We start from the raw sequence: 18,685 nt of genomic DNA on the forward strand, positions 1-18,685 counted from the left end.
TTGTTGATTTTAAATGGTTAAAAAGAAAGTTACTCCGTATTTTTTGGTAAATTTCTTATTTAAAGCGTCAGGATGGCCGAAACGTGTCGACAGACCATTTAACGCGGAATTCGTGCCAAAGTCCAAACGTCGCAATCTGTTACTAAATGTAAATATTCGGGATAATATTCTGATTTTCAGGCCTTAACGCAAAATGTTGAACTCTGCAGCTTTCCCAAACACAGATTATTCCTATTCATATGAATCGTCAACATCGATCGATAGGTATCCGCCGATAGTTTATTCCTATCAAGAGGGGGCTTATGAATGTTTTAAACGATTTAACATTAAGAATATGCTTAGTCTATATTTCGTCCGGCAATGAGTTCATCGAGGCAACGCTCCTTTTCAGCAAGGGAGTGCTATCGCTGAGTGTATGCTCAGTGGCGGCAATATATATATAAGCCCGCCACTGAATCGATTATTTTATTGTTCTATGGAGCTGGAAATGAAAAAAGTATTATTGCCTTTGGCTGCCCTGGTATTGTCTGCAACTGCTTCCAACGCAATGGCAGCAAACGGCAACGTTAAATTCACCGGTGAAATTGTACAGTCCACCTGTAAAGTTGTTGATAAAGACCAGAATAAAGAAGTTTACCTGGGTAAATATCCTACCACCGCTTTCCCAACTGCCGGTTCTACCAGCGGTGCTAAAGCTTTCGATATTAGCCTGGAGAAATGTGAAGCGGGTAACTACACCCTGCGTTTCGACGGTAACACTCCAGCTGGCCACCCAGAGCTGTTGGCTGTAACTGGCGGCGCAACTGGCGTTGGCGTTGAAATTCTGGATAACAACGGTTCTACTCTGCCAATCTCTCAGGAAGTGGCTACCCCAGCTACCGTAACTGTTGCTGCTGATGGCGATAACCCAGGCGCTGCGACTTTCAACCTGCGCGCTCGTTACAAATCCTTCCAGGATCTGGTAACTGCCGGTCAGGCAAACTCTAACGCTACCTTCACCATCGAATACAAATAATTCGCTGGCAGGATAGATAGAGTTATTGGCCAAGGATGGCTAAATTTTGAGAGTTGAGACATTCCGATGAAAAAAATTCTGACTGGTATTTTATTCGCATTCTCTGTTAATGCCTTTGCCGGCATTCAGGTTGATGCGACGCGTGTCATCTATAACAGTGCAAGTAAATCCGCATCGCTCTCAATCAGCAATGACAGCGACGATACCTACATGGTGCAGACCTGGCTGGATACTGGCGACGCAAGCCAGATGCCTAAGAATTTGCCGATCGTGGTGACACCACCCATTTTGAAGCTGGCTGCCAAGAAAGACGCCATTTTGCGTTTTATTTATTCCGGCAGCGGTTTGCCGCAGGACAGAGAATCTCTGCTCTGGGTTAACGTACAGGAAATTCCGCCAACGCCTAAGCAAGATAACGTGCTGCAGGTGGCGATCCGTACCCGTATCAAGCTGTTCTACCGCCCGGATTCGTTGAAAACCAACCTGCAGCAGCAGGCAGAAGCGCTGAAATGGACGCGCCAGGGCGGCAACTTGGTCGTGACCAACGATGGCCCGCTGTTCGTCACGCTGGGCGTATTGAACCTCAAGAGCGGCGGTAAAAGCTGGAAAGTGAACGCCGACATGGTCAAGCCACACGACAGTCTGCGTATTTCCCTGCCTCAGGGGGCGCAATCAGCCAGCAATATGTCGTTTACCTATATCAACGACTATGGCGGTCACACCGAGATTAAAAACGTCGCACTGAATTGATTTGAAGCACTTCAAGGAATGAAAGAAATGGCACACAAAAGAATAACAACCCTCGCGCCAAAACGTTTGGTGAAGCTGATTAATGGTGTAATTTATTTTTCTGCTGTGCCTTTTTCATTCTCACATATGGCCATGGCGGAGGAGCAGTTCAACACTTCCTTCATCCATGGCGATGACAATATCGCCCAGGTGGCGTCGTTGGCCAGCGGGGATGATATTCTGCCGGGTAAATATCCGTTTGATATCTATCTCAACGGGCAGCGTATCGATCACCGTGAAATCGAGTTCAAGAAAGAATCCAAGGACTCTCCTGTCGCACCGTGCCTGACGGCGGCGGACTATCAGGATTACGGCGTAAAGCTGCCTGGCGATCTGACCACCGCAGGTGCCGAGCAATGCTACGCATTGCCGCAGCAGATCTCCGGCGCCAAGCTGAACTATGACGCCGCCGTACAGCGTATGGATCTGGAAGTGCCGCAGGTGTTTCTGATCCCGCGTCCGCAAGGCGCCATTTCACCGAAAGTTTACGATCGTGGCATCAACGCCGGCTTTGTAAACTATAACTTTAGCGGTACCCATAACCGCTACGGTAATAATCAGAACGACAAGACCTCAGACTATTACTTTTTGAGTCTCAACAACGGCCTCAATATCGGCGATTGGCGCCTGCGCAACAACTCGACGTTGAACCAACAGTCGGGCGCCGGTACGCATTGGAAGAACATTTCCAGCTGGGCGGAAACGGACATCGTTTCTCTGCGCAGCCGTCTGGTGATCGGCCAGACCAACACTAATAACAATGTTTTCGACAGCATTCAGTTCCGCGGTGTGCAGATGTCCAGCGCCGACGACATGCTGCCGGAGAGCCAGCGCGGCTATGCGCCGGTGGTGCGCGGTGTGGCGACGACCAACGCGCGCGTTGAAGTGCGTCAGAACGGCTATACCATTTACAGTACCAACGTGCCGCCAGGGCCGTTTGCGCTGACGGACATTTTCCCAAGCACCTTGAGCGGTAACCTGGATGTGACGGTCATCGAAGCCAACGGTTCGAGAACCTCATTCGTCGTGCCATTCTCCTCGGTGCCGAACATGCTGCGCGAAGGGATTTGGAACTATCAGCTGACCGCCGGTAAATACCACGACGGCACCAGCCGCTATCAACCCAAGTTTGTACAAGGTACCTTGTCGCACGGCATGTCGTATGACATCACGCCTTACGGCGGCGTGCTGGTGGCGGAAAACTACCGTTCAGCGGTTGTGGGCCTGGGTAAAAACCTGGGGAACTGGGGGGCCGTTTCCTTTGATATGTCCTATTCCGACACCAACCTGGTGAACGGCGATGACAAGCAAGGGGAAAGTTTCCGTTTCTTGTATTCCAAGTCGCTCAACGATTGGGGGACGGAATTCCGCATTGCCGGTTACCGTTACTCGACCTCCGGCTATTATGATTTCTCCGATGCGGTTGCCGAGCGCGAACGCTATGAGAACGGCTATTACCGTAACGATTACTACGATCAAAACGATCGCAACCTGGGCGTGCCGGACTGGGCGGAATCTCGCCGTCGCAGCTATTACACCAGCCGTTTCAACAACAAACGCCAGCGCGTTGAGCTGTCTGTCAACCAGCGCATCGCCGGTAATTCGACGCTGTACGCCAACCTCAGCAACCAGTCTTACTGGGGCGGGTCCGGCGAAGATCGCACCGTTCAGACCGGTTTCAACAGCAGCTATAAAAATATCAGCTATGGCGTCTTCTATCAGGACAGCCGCAGCAACTACGGCTATAAAGATCGCAGCGTCAACCTGACCGTATCGATTCCGTTCAGCTTCTTCAGCAAGGATTCGTCGGACATGACCGCCAGCTTCAACGCCGGCCACAGCAAGCAGAGCGGCAATACCTACAGCGCCGGCCTGAGCGGTACCGCGCTGGATGACAACCGCTTGAACTATGCGGTGCAAAGCGGCCATGATCGTTATTCGGGCCAAACCAGCTCGGCCAACGTCGGTTACCAGGGCAGCATGGGGAACATCAATGCCGGTTACAGCTACAGCAAAGATTATCAACAATCTTCGTTGGGCGTGGCGGGTGGCATCGTCGCACACTCCGGCGGCGTGACGTTGACCCAGCCGCTGCAGAACACCTTTGTGCTGGTGGAAGCCAAAGACGCCAAAGGCGTTCGCATCGAAAACCAACCGGGCGTCGCCATCGACCGCTTCGGTTACGCGGTAATGACCTCGGCGTCGCCATACCGTCATAACCGCGTGGCGCTGCGCACCGAAGATATCGGCAACGGCCTGGATATCCCGATGGCGGCGCGAGACGTGGTGCCGACTTACGGCGCAATCACCCGCGTGAAGTTTGAAACGCACACGGGCCAAAGCCTGTTGGTGCACAGCAAGATGGCCGACGGCAGCGTACCGCCGATTGGCGCCAACGTCTTCAGTGCGGACGGCAAGAACAACGGGACTGTCGGTACCAACGGCGATATTTATATTTCAGGGGCTTCCGCAGGGGATCGCCTGCTGGTGAAATGGGGCAACGACGCGGGCGAAAGCTGCTCACTGGTGGTGCCGGAATTGAAAGCGGCGACCGAACAGCTGATGGGTTATCAGGAACTTTCGCTGACCTGCGGAAAACCGTAAAAGGAAAGGATATGTCTTCTTTGTTAAAGCACAAGAATCTCGGGTTGGCGGCTGGGCTGCTGGTCACGCTGGGCGCGTTTTCTCAGAGCAGCTATGCGCTGTCTTGTAAGCAGAATGGCAGCATTCGCCAGGATATCGTGCTGGATAAAGCCATCAAGGTGTCGACCGCCAACACCGCGCCGGGCGCGTTGCTGTGGCGTTCGCAGACTTTTACTTCGACCTTCCAATGTACGGATGACTGGAACAACCCGAAAGGGGAGAACGCCTACCTGTACTGGGATCCGCAGTCCCGGATGAGTCAGATCCATAATTCGATCGAAGTGGGTGTCACTTATCAGGGGATTGATGTCAAACCGACTAAAGGCGCACGTCAGGACGTCGGTCCCGGCACGGAATGTCGCCGTTCGGGCAGCCGTTGTTTGTCTCCGGCCAGATCGCTGACGGTAACCGTGTCTTACGCCATCTACATTAAAGCAACCGGCAAGGCGCCGCCGGCCGGCGGCAAGATCAACGACAACAACTCGTACTCGGTATTTCAGGTTGATGGCGTCGGCGGCTTGAACGGCACGCCGAACAGTAACTTTAACGCCTACATTTCCGGGCTGGGCAACATTCAGTTTATTTCCTGCAACCCAAAAATTACTGTGGTGGCCAACAACGGTTCGACGGTCAATTTCGGCACTATCCCGCGTCAGAATGCGGTGGTGGGTAAAATCGAGAAACAGGTACCGTTCTCGGTGGCCGCCAATATGTCCGATCCGACGACCGGACAGGACTGCCAGGGGGAGACGCTGCAGGCCAGCTTCAGCACCACCTATCCACTGCAGGATAACAGCGTGATCCTGCCGACCAGCGACAGCGGTTTCGGGATTTTGATCTCGCAGGCGGCGACGCCGAATACGCCGATCATGATGAACAGTCCGGTCGATCTGGGCCTGGTCAACGGCACCATCGTTGAAAAGAACTTTATGGCCAGCCTGAAATGGTTGAGCACCAACCCGAAAGTGGGGCCGTTCAGCGCATCGGCGAATATTGACGTCACCTTCAAATAATTCGGTGTCTCGTCAATAAAGAAAGGGTTCAGTTCTCGCGAACTGAACCCTTTTTTGTGCCTTTACCATGAGGATTAACGCAGCCCCATCCAGCTGGTGCATACGCCTTCCGGCAGTTTGCCAGCAAACCAGTGCGGTAAGGCGGGGGCGTCGCGGTGTTGCTCAGTCTGCGTCTGCGCCGGCTGCGCCGGCCACTCCGCGACGTCCCAGCGGGTGGTGCGGCGATACACCGCCGGGGTCTTGCCGAACTGTTTCTTGAAGGCGCGCGAGAACGACGGCTGAGAATCGAAGTGGTATTGCAGGGCGATATCCAGGATCGGGCGTGGGGTGGAGCGCAGCGCCTGCGCCGCCTGCGACAGGCGCCGCTCGCGGATATAGCTGCCGAGTGCGTGGCCGGTGGTGCTGCGGAACATGCGCTGCAGGTGCCATTTGGAGTAGCCTGACTTGGCGGCGACGTTATCCAGCAGCAGCGGTTGGTCCAGATGAGTTTCAATCCAGTCTAGTAAATCGTGAATGATATTGACGCGATCCATGGTTTTAGTTCTCCCGCAAAAACGACATTCAGGTCACAGTGACTTAGCTTAATTATCCAAGAATATACTTTGATAATAGGCGTGACTACGCCGTTACGCAAGGGTAAACCGGGGGTAAATAGGTGGCCAAAAATGCTCTTTGAGCGGCAGGGGTATAGAAAAAAGGCCGCATAAAGCGGCCTTGTCAGCAGGAAACCACGGGGAATCAGTTAGTTTCCGGTTTCACTTCAATGTAGTTCAGACCCAGCACGCTGCTGGTGTAACCGCGGATCTTGTTGGTCATCTCGATATCGCCGTTCAGCTTGTGGCCGTAAGACGGGATGATCTCTTTCAGCTTGCTCTGCCATTCCGGCGTCGCCACTTTGTCTTTGAACACGGTTTCCATCAGATGCAGCATGATTGGCGCAGCGGTAGAAGCGCCCGGCGAAGCGCCCAGCAGAGCGGCGATGCTGCCGTCTTCAGAACTGACGACTTCGGTGCCGAACTGCAGCACGCCGCCTTTATCCGCGTCTTTCTTGATGATCTGCACGCGTTGGCCTGCGGTCCACAGCTTCCAGTCTGCCTGCTTGGCGTCCGGGAAGTACTCTTTCAGCGCGGCGAAGCGATCGTCGTCGTTCATCATCAGCTGGCCGACCAGGTATTTCACCAGATCGAAGTTATCCAGACCGACGTGGGTCATCGGCATCAGGTTCGAGGTGCTCAGCGAGTGCATCAGATCGAACAGCGAACCGTTCTTCAGGAACTTGCTGGAGAAGGTGGCGAACGGCCCGAACAGCAGCACGCGCTTGCCGTCCAGCATGCGGGTATCCAGGTGAGGCACGGACATCGGCGGTGAACCTACGCTGGCCAGGCCATACACTTTGGCCAGGTGCTGGTTGGCGATCTCCGGGTTGGTGGTGACCAGGAACTGGCCGCCGACCGGGAAGCCGCCGTAGCCGTCGGCTTCTGGGATGCCGGATTTCTGCAGCAGGGTCAGGGACGCGCCGCCTGCGCCGATGAACACGAACTTGGCGTTAACGGTGGTTTCTTTGCCGTCGCGGTTCAGATCGGCAACGGTCACGCTCCAGGTCTGGTCGGCGTTGCGCTTGATGTCGCGCACTTCGTGGCTCAGGTTCAGCTTGAACTTGTCGCTGGCACTCAGCGCGTCAACCAGCTGGTGGGTGATCACGCCGAAGTTGACGTCGGTACCCAGCGGCATGCGGGTCGCGGCGATTTTCTGCGCCGGATCGCGGCCGTTCATCACCAGTGGCGCCCACTGCTTGATCTGCGCAGGATCTTCGGAGTATTCCATGCCGCGGAACAGGGTGCTGTGCTGCAGCGCCGCATAGCGTTTACGCAGGAAGTTGACGTTGTCGTCGCCCCACACGAAGCTCATGTGCGGCACGCTGTTAATGAAAGATTTCGGATCTTTCAGGACATTGTTTTTCACCTGATAAGACCAGAACTGGCGAGAGATTTCGAAAGACTCGTTGACCTTCACCGCCTTGCTGATGTCGATGGTGCCATCGGCTTTTTCCGGCGTGTAGTTCATTTCGCTGAAGGCGGAGTGCCCGGTACCGGCGTTGTTCCAGCCGTTGGAACTCTCTTCCGCTACGCCGTTCATGCGCTCGTACATGTCGATGGTCCAGGTCGGCTCCAGCTCATGCAGATAGGTACCCAAGGTGGCGCTCATGATGCCGCCGCCGATCAGAACCACGTCGACGGTTTTATTCTTCTCTTCAGCCGCCGCCTGTTGCGTAACGCCAAACAGGCTGAGACTGAAAATCAGGACGAGTAATTTTCTCATTGAATTAAATCTCTTGTGTGTAAATTCTACTCATTGCAGGTGAAAGAATTTAGCGGGAGTTACCCTGGAAATAATGAAGCCGACCGCCCGGCGAAAGCCGATAGGCAGCAATAATGCCTTTTTGTTAATAGGGTTTTTAACGAAAAGTGAACTATTGCAGGCCGTCCGGATGCAAATTGATCGGTTCACGTTACTGGCGGGGTATTATTGTTTGCGAGAATGTTAAAAACTACTTTTGTAACTAAAAAAAATGAATATAAGCAAAAAACGGCCGGTTGCTGTCGCAGGAATAAACAGAGAGGGAAGAAAGGCCGTATAACCGCGTTATTTTCAGGGGCTAATTGTCGCGTAATTAGACGTTATTTCGTTATCACACAATAATTGCGGTTAAATTGCAAATACCTAGCAGTAACCAATAATAAATGGCCGCCGTGGCGGGCGGCCATCGTTCAGGGGGCGGTTACTTGATGCCCATCGCATCGCGCATGGTGAAGAACAGATCGGTCTGATCGGTCAGGCCCACTACGTTGGCGGCGTGCGGGCCGTAGGCCGCGACGCGCAGCTGGGTGCCGGTGTGCCCCTGCGATTCCTCTTCCGAGTTGCCGTAGCTTAGGGTCATCGGCGCGCCGTCCTTGGTGGTCAGCTTTTGGGTCAGGCCCGGCGCTTTGGCGTCGGCGGAGACGATCTGGCTGGCGTGCGCGTGGTCGGCGGTGACGATCACCAGCGTGTTGCCGTCGGCGCGGGCGAAGGCCAGCGCTTTTTGTACCGCTTCGTCCAGATCGACGGTTTCGCCAATCTGCCCGCACGGGTTGGCGGCGTGATCCTGCTTATCGATCGACGCGCCCTCGACCTGCAGGAAGAAGCCGTTCGGGTTGTCTTTCAACAGCGCGATCGCTTTTTCGGTCATCGCCGCCAGCGTTGGCGTGGCGGCGGTGCGCGCCGGGTTTTTTTCGCAGGTCACTGCCGGTTTGTCGAGGTTGCCGTGGTAGCTGGCTTTCGGCCCCAGCCAACGCACCGGCATATTGCCGTCGGCGAACAGCCCCAGCAGCGGTTTTTGCTGGTTGGCGAGGGTAACGGCCTGCAGTTCGTCGGCGTTGCTCACCCACTGATAACCCTGCGCCGCCGCCTGGTCCTTCAGCGATTTTCCTTGCCATTCGCCGCTTTTCGCCAGCTGGTTGAACGATTTCGCGCCGCCGCCCAGCGTGACGTCGGCGCGGGTTTTCAGCAGTTGTTCGGTGATGGAGCCGCGGCCGCCGTTTTCCAGTGCGTTAGCGGCGCATTTCTCGCTGGTTTCCTCCGGGCCGTAGCACTTGCGTGAGATGACGTGCGAGACCAGCGCCGCCGGCGTGGCGTCTTGCAACTCGGCGGTGGAGACGTTGCCGGTGGCCTTGCCGGCCGCCTTGGCGATCTCCAGCAGCGTCGGTTGATCCTTGCCGTTCACGTCCACGCCGAGCGCGCCGTTATAGGTTTTCACCCCGGTGGCCCAGGCGGTGGCGGAGGCGGCGGAGTCGGTCACGTAGTCCGGCTTGTGGGTTTTCCTGTCCAGCGAGTAATGGGTGTATTGTCCTGTCAGCGGCAGGGCGTCGATGCCCTTGAAGTAACCGCCTGCGCCTTCGGCGTAGTTGCGCGCGGCGGTGATCTCGGAATCCCCCATGCCGTCGCCGATCAGCAGGATCACGTTTTTCGCCGTTTTGTCCGACAGCGACGCCTTCAGCGCGGCGGTCTGATCGCCGGCCAGACGGCGGGCGCCGCCCGGTTCGACGAGGTTGCCGCGCGCGGCGCGATCGGTCAGGCCATCGGCATTGGCCGAGGTTTCCGCCGCGATGGCGGAGGAACAGAGCAGGGCGGACAGTACGGCGCCGGCGATCAGGGATACAGCAGGTTGCATGGGGTAAGCTCCTTGTCGTAATACAACAATGTAAATAACATCAAATTGTTACGAAAGGAGAGTAGAGCAGAGGGATGACAATTTTATGACAGCGGAAGGCGGGACGGCCCGGCGGCCATCCCGTTTGACGATCAGGCCGCGCGCGCCGGGATAGCCAGCCCGCGCTGCACCGCCGGGCGCGCCAGACCGCGCTCCAGCCACTGCGCGACGCGAGGGAAACTGTCGAACTCCACCAGTTCGCGCGCCTCATAGAAGCCGATCAGGTTGCGCACCCAACCCAGCAGCGAGATATCGGCGATGGTGTACTCCGCGCCCATGATCCAGTCGCGGCCTTCAAGTCGCTTTTCCAGCACGCCGAGCAGGCGTTTCGATTCGTTTTTGTAGCGCTCCAGCGGCCGCTTGTCTTCATATTCGCGCCCGGCGAATTTATGGAAGAAACCGAGCTGGCCGAACATCGGGCCGACGGCGGCCATCTGGAAGAACACCCATTGAATGGTTTCGTAACGCTGCGCCGGGTCCTGCGGCAGGAAACGGCCGCTCTTTTCCGCCAGGTAGAGCAGAATGGCGCCGGATTCGAACAGCGGCAGCGGCCGGCCGCCAGGGCCGTCGGGATCGATGATCGCCGGGATCTTGCCGTTCGGGTTCAGCGCCAGGAATTCCGGCGTCCAGGTTTCGTTGTTGCCGATGTCGATCAGGTGCGCTTCATAAGGCAGGCCGATCTCCTCCAGCATGATGGAGACTTTGACGCCGTTCGGCGTCGGCAGAGAGTAGAGCTGCAGCCGTTCTGGATGCTGAGCCGGCCAGCGTTTGACGATCGGGAATTGGGTAGAATCGAGCATGGAAACTCCTCGGGTTGGCGGGGGCGCTTAAGCGTACCCCTAGAGTATTGCAGTAAAACTACCCTGTCGCCGGGTTACACCGTGAGGTCAAAATGTGCGGCCAGCGCTTTTTTACCGGCGGGGGTCAGCTGCAGCTCGCGGCTGTCGAGACGGCGAAGGATCCAGCCGCGTTGGATAAAGGCGGCCAACAGCGCGGCGCCCAGCGCGCCGCCGAGATGACAGCGGCGTTCGCTCCAGTCCAGGCAGCCGCAGGCGAAGCGGCGGCGGGTGGGAGCGGGGGAGCAATCGACGCCCAGCCGCGCCAGCGCGGCCTGCCCGGCGTCGCTTAACCGGTAGTCTGCTTCGCCGGTCAGCCAGTTCAGCGCATGCAGCCGATCGTGCAGCTTCACCGCCACCTCGCCCGCCATATGGTCGTAGCAGGTGCGAGCATATTGCAGCGAGGTGGGCGTGCGGCTTTTCACCGACGGGCGCGGCACGCCCGCCAGTGCCATCAGGCCTTCCAGCGCTGCGGCCACCGGTTGCCCGGCCAGCCGAAAATAGCGATAGCGCCCCTGTTTGACGCAGGCAATCAACTGCTGCTCCAGCAGTTTCGCCAGATGCGCGCTGGCGGTGGACGGGGCGACCTCGACCGCCGCGCTGAGCTCGGTGGCGGTGTAGGCGCGCCCGTCCATCAACAGGCACAGCATGCGCGCCCGGGTGCGGTCGGCGATGGCGGCGCTCAGCGCCGCTAAACGATCTTCTATCTCGATGTTATGCATACTTCGAGGTTAGACGAAGTATGGCTGTGCGTCCATTGCTAGCCTGTGGTCATCGCACTTTGGTGCTGTGCGGCCGTATTCGCTGGATATTGATGAGCGGGCGTTGAAACCGGTGCAGTGGCGCCATTCTTACCCTGCGCGCGTACCGGAATTTTACCGTTGAGAGGAGAAGATAATGATCGCCGTGATTTTTGAACTGCAGGCCGCCGATGGGCAGCGCGATACCTATCTGGCGCTGGCGGCGGAGCTGAAGCCGCTGCTGGCGCAGATCGACGGATTCATTTCCATCGAGCGCTTTCAAAGCCTGGCCGATCCTGCGCGCCTGCTGTCGCTCTCTTTTTGGCGCGACGAAGCGGCGGTGCAACAGTGGCGCAATCTCGAACAGCACCGGGCGGCGCAGGCGCGCGGCCGTGGCGAGGTGTTGGCGCAGTATCGGCTGCGGGTGGCGGAAGTGGTGCGGGACTACGGGCTGGAGAGCCGCGAGCAGGCGCCACAGGATAGCCGTTGTTATCACGCCAATGGCAAGCCTGTGTCGGAAGCGAATTGACAACGCTGCACGGTTGTCATATTCATTAGCTATGAAAAAATCCTACCGCCCATTCGCGCAAATTATTATCACCCTTCTCCAGAGGGTGGGATAGCGCGTGTGTCGCCAATAAAAACCCGCCGGCAGGCGGGTTTTTTTATCCCCTTCCGGCAACGACCGGAGAACGTCATGAAAACCTACCCTGCAGTTTTACACCTGATGTGCGGCAAGGCCGGCGCAGGCAAATCGACGTTGGCCAGCGTTTGGCCCAGCAGCCGCAAACGCTGTTGCTGAGCGAAGATGCGTGGCTGGCGACGCTGTATGAACAGGAGATGGCCAGCCTGCAAGACTACGCGCGCTGTTCCGACCGGTTGCGGCGGGCGTTGGGCGGGCACCTCGTTCAGCTGCTGCGCGGCGGTTGGTCCGTGGCGCTCGATTTCCCGATGAATACGCCGGACAGGCGGCGCTGGGCCAAAGCCTTGGCGGAAGAGGCCGGCGTCGCGCACTGCCTGCACTTTCTCGACGTCAGCCATGCGCAGTGCCTGAACCGGATAACGCTGAGAAATGCGCGCGGCGAGCACCCGTTTACACTGAGCGAGGCGGAGTTTGAGCATCTGGCGCAGTATTTTGTTCCCCCGGCAGAAGAGGAAGGGATGAGCGTCTTGCGTTATGGCGAACGGGACTGAAAACCGGCGCCATGACGGCGCCGGCAACAGGGTTAGGCTTCGGCGTTAAACGCGTTGTGGAAGGTGACCTCCGCGCACGGCAGCGCGCCCTGGAAGGCGATGGCGCGGAAGTAGTCTTGCGGCACGCCCGGCAGGGTCAGCGCGCACTGCGCCTGGAAGCCAAAGCGGCCGTAATAGTTCGGATCGCCCAGCACCACGCAGCCTGCGGCGCCGCGTTCCTGCAGCTCGGCCAGCAACTGGCGGATAAGCCGGCTGCCGATCCCCTGGCCCTGACAGGCCGGCAGCACCGACACCGGCGCCAGCCCGTACCACCCGGCGGCGCCGTTGCTGAGTGTGACCGGCGAGACGGACGCGTGCCCGATCGGTGTGCCATTGCGTTCGGCGACCAGCGACAGGGTGAGGGCTCCCGCCGCGCGCAGCGCATTGACGATAAACTGCTCGGTGTGGCTGCTGTGTTCGGCATGCAAGAATGCGGCGGCGGTCAGGGTGGCGATGGCGCCGACGTCGGCCGGCGTTTCGTGGCGTAACGTGATGTTCATGGTTATATCCTGATTAAATAAGGCTATGCCGACCGGGCTGCCTGCCCGGCCGGTATCGATGATTAACGGTTGTCCAGCTGCGCCCGCACGGTCTTGAGCCCGGCGAAGGTGACGCGATAAGGGCGCCCCTGGCGAGAGAGGATCAGGCGTTTGGTTTTGAGCTTGGTGAAAACGGCCAGCGAGCAGTCGGCCAGGCCGAGCCCTTCGCGGGTATAGCATTCGACGTGGGTGACGCGACCGGCGTCGTTGCGGGTGAAGGCGATATAGCCGCCTTTGGCCAACACGTGCAGCACGCGTTGTTCCGCTTTGGAAATGTTCATGTTGGGAGATCCTGTAATAACCCCAGATACGCGCATCCCCGCGCAAACGCGCGTCGGATACGTCAGAGTCCCTCGCCATGCGGCAAGGAAGCGACTATCGGGTGGTTACAATCTCCAACATACAGGCCTCGGGCAGTGAAATACGCCAGGGCGGCGTTTCAGCGCAGTTAATGTAGCCAATGGCCGGTTGGCTGTCAATTTGCCGGCGACGCGGGCCGCCGGCGCAAGGCCAATCAGAAAGGTTTGGTCGGCAGGTATTTGCCGTCCAGGGTGATCACCGCGCGTTCGCCGCCGTCCGGATCGGGCACCTTCTTGATATCCAGCTTGAAGTTGATGGCGCTGATGATGCCGTCGCCAAACTGCTCGTGCACCAGCGCTTTCAGCGTGGAACCGTAGACCTGCAGCATTTCATAGAAACGATAAATGGTCGGGTCGGTCGGCACGCCGCCGGGAATGCTGCCGCGCAGCGGGATGGTTTGCAGCAGCTGCACCGCTTCTTCATCCAGCCCCAGCTTGGCCGCCACCGTGCGCGCCGCCGGTTCCGGCAGCGTATGCTGCCCCAGCAGGGCGGCGGTGACGAACGCCAGGCTGAGACCGGTGCCCTCGGCCAGCGCTTCGAACGTCAGGTTATGGCGGATCTTGGCGGCCATGATGGTGTCGGTGAGCGCTTCGCGCGGGGCGGCGTTGTGCAGAGAGTGTGTCATGTTGGCTCCTTTTGTGGGCTTAAAAACGGGCGTTCGCCGGCGTGGCGGTCACCTCGGGATGGGTGGCGAGCGGCACGAAGCGGCGGGTTTCGCCGTCCAGCGCCTCGATAGCGCCGCTGGCGATGTCATAGACCCAGCCGTGCAACGCCAGGCGGCCCTGATCCAGCGCCAGGGCGACGGAAGGGTGCGTTTTGATGTTGTTGAGCTGGGCGATGACGTTCTCGCGCACCATAGACGCGACCCGCGCTTCGTCGCAGGCGTGCGGATAAGCCTGATTGACCGCCTTGGCGGAATCGGCGTAACGCAGCCAGCCGGCGACCGTCGGCAGGTGATCCAGACACTGGCAGGTGGCGATGGCGGTCATCGCGCCGCAGTCGGAATGGCCGCAGATCACGATATCTTCCACGCCCAGCGCGGCGACGGCGTACTCGACCGAGGCGGTCACCCCACCGGGTTCGGGGCCGAAAGACGGCACGATGTTACCGGCGTTGCGGATAACGAACAGATCGCCCGGCTCGCGCTGGGTGACCAGCTCCGGCACCAGGCGGCTGTCGGAACACGAGATAAACAGCGTGCGCGGGTTTTGGCGGGTCGCCAGCCGCTGAAACAGCGCCGTGCGTTCAACAAAGGCTTCGCGCTGAAACTTCAGGAAGCCTTCAATCACCTCTTTCATTGTCTTTCTCCCTGGGGGGTAAGCGATGACGGCATGATGAACGCTTCTGGCTATAGGGTCTAAGACCCATTTATAATACTGGCTATAGGTTTTACTAATAGCTGGGGCGCTATGCTGCTGCGACATATCCGATATTTTCTGGCCGTTGCCGAACAGGGCAATTTCACCCGCGCCGCCGAAGCGCTGCACGTCTCGCAACCGACGCTCTCCCAACAGATCAAACAGTTGGAGGATACGCTGGGAGCGCCGCTGTTCGATCGCAGCGGCAGAAGGGTGCAGCTGACCGACGCCGGTGAGGCCTGGATGCGCTATGCGCGGCTGGCGCTGCAGGATCTGGACGCCGGCGCGCGGGCGATCCATGACGTGGCGACGCTGGCGCGCGGCCATTTGCGGCTGGCGATGACTCCGACGTTCACTGCCTATCTGGTGGGGCCGACGATCGATGCGTTCTATCGCCGTTACCCGGGGATTACGCTGAGCATTGAGGAGATGGCGCAAGAACGAATCGAGGCGCTGCTGGCGCAGGATCGGCTGGATCTGGGGATTGCCTTTGAGATGGCGCAGTCGGCGGAGGTGGAAGCCTCGGTGTTGTTCAGCGAGACGCTGGAGCTGATGGTCGGCGCTGAACATCCCCTGGCGGCGCGGTGTCGGCCGCTGACGCTGGCGGAATGGCAGCATCTGCCGCTGGCTTTGCTGAGCGGCGACTTCGCCACGCGTCAGTTTATCGATCGCTACTGCACGCAGTTGGGGTTTCGGCCACAGGTGGCGGTGGAGGCCAATGTGCTGGGCGCCATCGTCGAGATCGTGCGGCGCGGGCAGCTCGCCACGCTGTTGCCGGCCGCGATTGCGCGCGAGAACCGGCAGTTGAAAAAGGTGGCGCTGGCCAACGCCATGCCGGCCCGTCAGGCGGTATTGCTGCAGCGCCAAGGCGCTTACCGCAGCGCCGCCGCGCAGGCGTTTATCGCCGTCTTGCAGGAACAGGGCGTTACGCCAACGCACTCCAGCGCTGCGTCATCCCCAGCAGATGCACCAGCCCGAAGCCGAGGCAAATCAGCGAGCTGACGACGATGAAGCGTTGGCTGCGGCCGGTATCGCGCAGGGCGAAAGGGCCGGCGACGCCGCGTAGCAGGTAGATAAAGGTGATGATAAACAGCGCGGGCCGCAGCAGCGGCAGCGGCGCGATCAGGCCCGCGCCGGACAGCGCATACAGCGCCCAAATAAACAGCACCAGCGCGATGCCGGCGGTGACGACGGCCGGGAACTTTTTACCCGCTTCCGCCGCCTTAATGAAGCGATCGCCAGCGCCGCACAGTCGATAGCCGCGCGGCCCGGCGGCGATCACCCAAATATGCAGCAGGGCGGCGATGGCGCTCAGCGCGGCGCCGATCAGCAGCGCGGTGTTATAGAGGTGTGGCATGGTTCAGCATCCTTGTCCTAAATCAGTCTGGTATCAAGCGTAGACCAGAATGGGTAAGTCAGGCCGGGGGGAGCTCAACGGCCGACATTTGCAGCGCGTCTTCAGGCACCACGTGCGCCTGCGCATCGATAAATGCCAGCTGCACCGGCAGCCCGCTGCGTTTATCCACCAGTTGAACGTGGGGGCTGTCATGCAGAATATGCCGGTGGCCCCACGCCATCAGCGCAACCAGGATGGGCCCCAGGCTGCGCCCCTTGTCCGTCAAGACATATTCATGTCGTTCGCGCTCGCCCGGCTCCCGGTAAGCGCGTTTGGCCAACAGTTCTTGTTCTACCATGGCATTCAGACGGTTGCTCAACGCCTGGCGTGAAGCGCCGATATTCTCGCGCAGCTCTTCAAAACGGCGGACGCCGTAGAATGACTCGCGCAGGATCAGTAACGTCCAGCGATCGCCAAGCAGATCCGCGGCCTGCGCCAGCCCGCACAGGGCAAGAGAAACGGTAGGGAGATCGGGAGATTTTGACATGGGCATTTTCCTTCGCTAATCTAAGTCTTGTTTTTAGACTTATCTATATTCAAGGAGAGTATAATGCCATTTGTTAATGTGCAAACGGTGAAAGGCATGCTGGATGAACGGCAAAAAAGCGAATTGCTGTCCCGCATTACCGAACTGTTGGTGGAGATAGAAGGGCGAGGCGATCCGGCGTTCAGGCAGTCGGTTTGGGTCCGAATCGATGAACATGCGCCCGAACAATGGAGCCTGGGCGGCGTGCAGCCGACGGCGGCGATGATTGCCGCGAAGTTCCCGCCGCGTTAATTCAGCTATGCCGCCTGCGAAAAGGATCGGATGCCGCAGGCGCTCAAAATGTCACCGAAACTTCCCGCGATCTCTGCACCCCGTTGTGGCATAATGCGCGCCAAATCACATTCCCTATGTATAAAGAGCGAGCGCTGTGTTAAGCACTAACAACATCACCATGCAGTTCGGCAGCAAGCCGTTGTTTGAAAACATCTCTGTCAAATTCGGCGGCGGTAACCGTTACGGCCTGATCGGCGCCAACGGCTGCGGCAAGTCCACCTTTATGAAAATCCTCGGCGGCGATCTGGCGCCGAGCGGCGGCAACGTGTTCCTCGATCCGAACGAGCGCCTGGGTAAACTGCGTCAGGATCAGTTCGCCTTTGAGCAGTACAGCGTGCTGGATACCGTGATCATGGGCCACACCGAACTGTGGGCGGTGAAGGAAGAGCGCGACCGCATCTACGCATTGGCGGAGATGAGCGAAGAAGACGGCTATAAAGTGGCCGATCTGGAAGTGGCCTACGGCGAAATGGACGGCTACAGCGCCGAAGCGCGCGCCGGCGAACTGTTGCTCGGCGTGGGTATTCCGGTTGAGCAGCACTATGGCCCGATGAGCGAAATCGCGCCGGGCTGGAAGCTGCGCGTGTTGCTGGCGCAGGCGCTGTTCTCCGATCCGGAAATCCTGCTGCTCGACGAACCGACCAACAACCTGGACATCGACACCATTCGCTGGCTGGAAAACGTGCTCAACGAGCGCAACAGCACCATGATCATCATCTCGCACGACCGTCACTTCCTGAACATGGTCTGCACCCACATGGCGGATCTGGACTACGGCGAACTGCGCGTTTACCCGGGCAACTACGACGAATACATGACCGCCGCCACCCAGGCGCGCGAGCGTCTGCTGGCGGACAACGCCAAGAAGAAGGCGCAGATCAATGAGCTGCAATCGTTCGTCAGCCGCTTTAGCGCCAACGCCTCCAAATCCAAGCAGGCCACCTCGCGCGCTCGCCAGATCGACAAGATCCAGCTGGAAGAGGTGAAAGCCTCCAGCCGCCAGAACCCGTTCATCCGCTTCGAGCAGGACAAGAAGCTGTTCCGTAATGCGCTGGAAGTGGAAGCGCTCACCAAGGGCTTCGATGAAGGCCCGTTGTTCAGCAAGCTGAACCTGATGGTGGAAGTGGGCGAGAAGGTCGCGGTGCTGGGCGCCAACGGCATCGGTAAAACCACCCTGCTGAAAACGCTGGTGGGCGACGCGCAGCCGGACAGCGGCACCGTGAAATGGTCGGAAAACGCCCGTATCGGTTACTACGCGCAGGATCACGAATACGAGTTCGACGACACCCTGACCGTGTTCGACTGGATGAGCCAGTGGAAGCAGGAAAAAGACGACGAGCAGGCGGTGCGCAGCGTGCTGGGCCGTCTGCTGTTCAGCCAGGACGACATCAAGAAGAAAGTGAAGGTGCTGTCCGGTGGCGAGAAGGGCCGCATGCTGTTCGGCAAGCTGATGATGCAGCGCCCGAATATTCTGGTGATGGACGAACCAACCAACCACCTGGATATGGAATCCATCGAATCGCTGAACATGGCGCTGGAGATGTACGAAGGCACGCTGATCTTCGTCTCCCACGACCGTGAGTTCGTCAGCTCGCTGGCGACGCGTATTCTGGAAATCACCCCGAACAAGGTGATCGACTTTACCGGCAACTACGAAGACTATCTGCGCAGCCAGGGCATCGTATAACCCTCGCGGC

General features: G+C 58.6%; 19 protein-coding genes and 1 pseudogene. 9 read left to right on the forward strand and 11 right to left on the reverse strand.

Annotated features, from left to right (window positions below; all coding sequences use genetic code 11):
* Positions 1-487 precede the first annotated feature (487 nt).
* The 4 genes from ACSBQS_RS03240 (at position 488) to ACSBQS_RS03255 (ending at position 5,460) form a co-directional block, all read left to right on the forward strand.
* Positions 488-1,015, forward strand: a complete 528-nt coding sequence (locus tag ACSBQS_RS03240) for a fimbrial protein (protein WP_004939088.1) — start codon at positions 488-490, stop codon at positions 1,013-1,015.
* A 66-nt stretch (positions 1,016-1,081) separates the two neighbouring features.
* Entirely contained in the window at positions 1,082-1,765 is a 684-nt protein-coding gene (locus ACSBQS_RS03245; RefSeq protein WP_033642410.1) for a fimbrial biogenesis chaperone, read from the forward strand.
* A 27-nt stretch (positions 1,766-1,792) separates the two neighbouring features.
* Positions 1,793-4,408, forward strand: a complete 2,616-nt coding sequence (locus tag ACSBQS_RS03250; protein ID WP_033642411.1) for a fimbria/pilus outer membrane usher protein — start codon at positions 1,793-1,795, stop codon at positions 4,406-4,408.
* 11 nt (positions 4,409-4,419) lie between these two features.
* Positions 4,420-5,460, forward strand: coding sequence for a fimbrial protein (locus ACSBQS_RS03255; RefSeq protein ID WP_033642412.1), 1,041 nt, complete (start codon positions 4,420-4,422; stop codon positions 5,458-5,460).
* Between the two features lie 74 nt (positions 5,461-5,534).
* Here ACSBQS_RS03255 and ACSBQS_RS03260 read toward each other — a convergent pair whose 3' ends face one another.
* The 5 genes from ACSBQS_RS03260 to ACSBQS_RS03280 all read right to left on the reverse strand — a co-directional run bounded on the left by ACSBQS_RS03260 (position 5,535) and on the right by ACSBQS_RS03280 (position 11,264).
* Positions 5,535-5,993, reverse strand: a complete 459-nt coding sequence (locus ACSBQS_RS03260) for a helix-turn-helix domain-containing protein (RefSeq protein ID WP_033642413.1) — start codon at positions 5,991-5,993, stop codon at positions 5,535-5,537.
* Positions 5,994-6,198: 205 nt separating this feature from the next.
* Positions 6,199-7,779 (reverse strand): malate dehydrogenase (quinone), encoded by a 1,581-nt coding sequence (gene mqo / locus ACSBQS_RS03265; protein ID WP_047025021.1) that lies wholly within the window; start codon positions 7,777-7,779, stop codon positions 6,199-6,201.
* A gap of 460 nt (positions 7,780-8,239) precedes the next feature.
* Entirely contained in the window at positions 8,240-9,667 is a 1,428-nt protein-coding gene (phoA, locus tag ACSBQS_RS03270; protein ID WP_197749635.1) for an alkaline phosphatase, read from the reverse strand.
* Positions 9,668-9,798: 131 nt separating this feature from the next.
* The gene (locus tag ACSBQS_RS03275) at positions 9,799-10,506 is read right to left on the reverse strand and encodes a glutathione S-transferase N-terminal domain-containing protein (protein WP_197666298.1); all 708 of its coding nucleotides are present in this window, start codon (positions 10,504-10,506) and stop codon (positions 9,799-9,801) included.
* Between the two features lie 74 nt (positions 10,507-10,580).
* Positions 10,581-11,264, reverse strand: coding sequence for an ArsR/SmtB family transcription factor (locus tag ACSBQS_RS03280; protein ID WP_434989645.1), 684 nt, complete (start codon positions 11,262-11,264; stop codon positions 10,581-10,583).
* 175 nt (positions 11,265-11,439) lie between these two features.
* On the opposite strand from ACSBQS_RS03280, the gene ACSBQS_RS03285 reads away from it, so the two are divergent.
* Together ACSBQS_RS03285 and ACSBQS_RS03290 are read left to right on the forward strand one after the other, a co-directional pair.
* Positions 11,440-11,811: an antibiotic biosynthesis monooxygenase family protein gene (locus ACSBQS_RS03285; RefSeq protein ID WP_149542603.1), complete on the forward strand. Its 372-nt coding sequence runs from the start codon at positions 11,440-11,442 to the stop codon at positions 11,809-11,811.
* Between the two features lie 168 nt (positions 11,812-11,979).
* Positions 11,980-12,476 (forward strand): annotated as a pseudogene (locus tag ACSBQS_RS03290) (AAA family ATPase).
* A gap of 32 nt (positions 12,477-12,508) precedes the next feature.
* Here the strand turns inward: ACSBQS_RS03290 and ACSBQS_RS03295 are convergent.
* The 4 genes from ACSBQS_RS03295 to ACSBQS_RS03310 form a co-directional block, all read right to left on the reverse strand.
* A complete protein-coding gene (locus tag ACSBQS_RS03295) occupies positions 12,509-13,015 on the reverse strand; it encodes a GNAT family N-acetyltransferase (RefSeq protein WP_342163067.1) in 507 nt (168 codons plus the stop codon).
* A 62-nt stretch (positions 13,016-13,077) separates the two neighbouring features.
* Positions 13,078-13,335: a YjhX family toxin gene (locus tag ACSBQS_RS03300; RefSeq protein ID WP_342163065.1), complete on the reverse strand. Its 258-nt coding sequence runs from the start codon at positions 13,333-13,335 to the stop codon at positions 13,078-13,080.
* A 233-nt stretch (positions 13,336-13,568) separates the two neighbouring features.
* On the reverse strand, positions 13,569-14,039 hold the full coding sequence (gene cynS / locus ACSBQS_RS03305; protein WP_434989648.1) for a cyanase: 471 nt from the start codon (positions 14,037-14,039) through the stop codon (positions 13,569-13,571).
* A 19-nt stretch (positions 14,040-14,058) separates the two neighbouring features.
* A complete protein-coding gene (locus ACSBQS_RS03310; protein ID WP_164107260.1) occupies positions 14,059-14,712 on the reverse strand; it encodes a carbonic anhydrase in 654 nt (217 codons plus the stop codon).
* A 111-nt stretch (positions 14,713-14,823) separates the two neighbouring features.
* Between ACSBQS_RS03310 and cynR the strand changes: the two genes are divergently transcribed.
* Entirely contained in the window at positions 14,824-15,774 is a 951-nt protein-coding gene (gene cynR / locus ACSBQS_RS03315; protein WP_197666300.1) for a transcriptional regulator CynR, read from the forward strand.
* On the opposite strand, the gene ACSBQS_RS03320 is transcribed toward cynR, so the two are convergent.
* The gene (locus ACSBQS_RS03320) at positions 15,698-16,129 is read right to left on the reverse strand and encodes a hypothetical protein (RefSeq protein WP_019454439.1); all 432 of its coding nucleotides are present in this window, start codon (positions 16,127-16,129) and stop codon (positions 15,698-15,700) included. The genes cynR and ACSBQS_RS03320 overlap by 77 nt on opposite strands.
* 58 nt (positions 16,130-16,187) lie before the next feature.
* On the reverse strand, positions 16,188-16,655 hold the full coding sequence (locus tag ACSBQS_RS03325; RefSeq protein ID WP_033642428.1) for a winged helix-turn-helix transcriptional regulator: 468 nt from the start codon (positions 16,653-16,655) through the stop codon (positions 16,188-16,190).
* A gap of 63 nt (positions 16,656-16,718) precedes the next feature.
* Between ACSBQS_RS03325 and ACSBQS_RS03330 the strand changes: the two genes are divergently transcribed.
* Together ACSBQS_RS03330 and ACSBQS_RS03335 are read left to right on the forward strand one after the other, a co-directional pair.
* A complete protein-coding gene (locus tag ACSBQS_RS03330) occupies positions 16,719-16,946 on the forward strand; it encodes a tautomerase family protein (protein ID WP_033650586.1) in 228 nt (75 codons plus the stop codon).
* Positions 16,947-17,082: 136 nt separating this feature from the next.
* A complete protein-coding gene (locus tag ACSBQS_RS03335; protein WP_033642430.1) occupies positions 17,083-18,675 on the forward strand; it encodes an ABC-F family ATPase in 1,593 nt (530 codons plus the stop codon).
* Positions 18,676-18,685: the final 10 nt, after the last annotated feature.

This window comes from Serratia sp. H402Y, from assembly GCF_051172415.1.
Classification (GTDB): domain Bacteria; phylum Pseudomonadota; class Gammaproteobacteria; order Enterobacterales; family Enterobacteriaceae; genus Serratia; species Serratia ureilytica.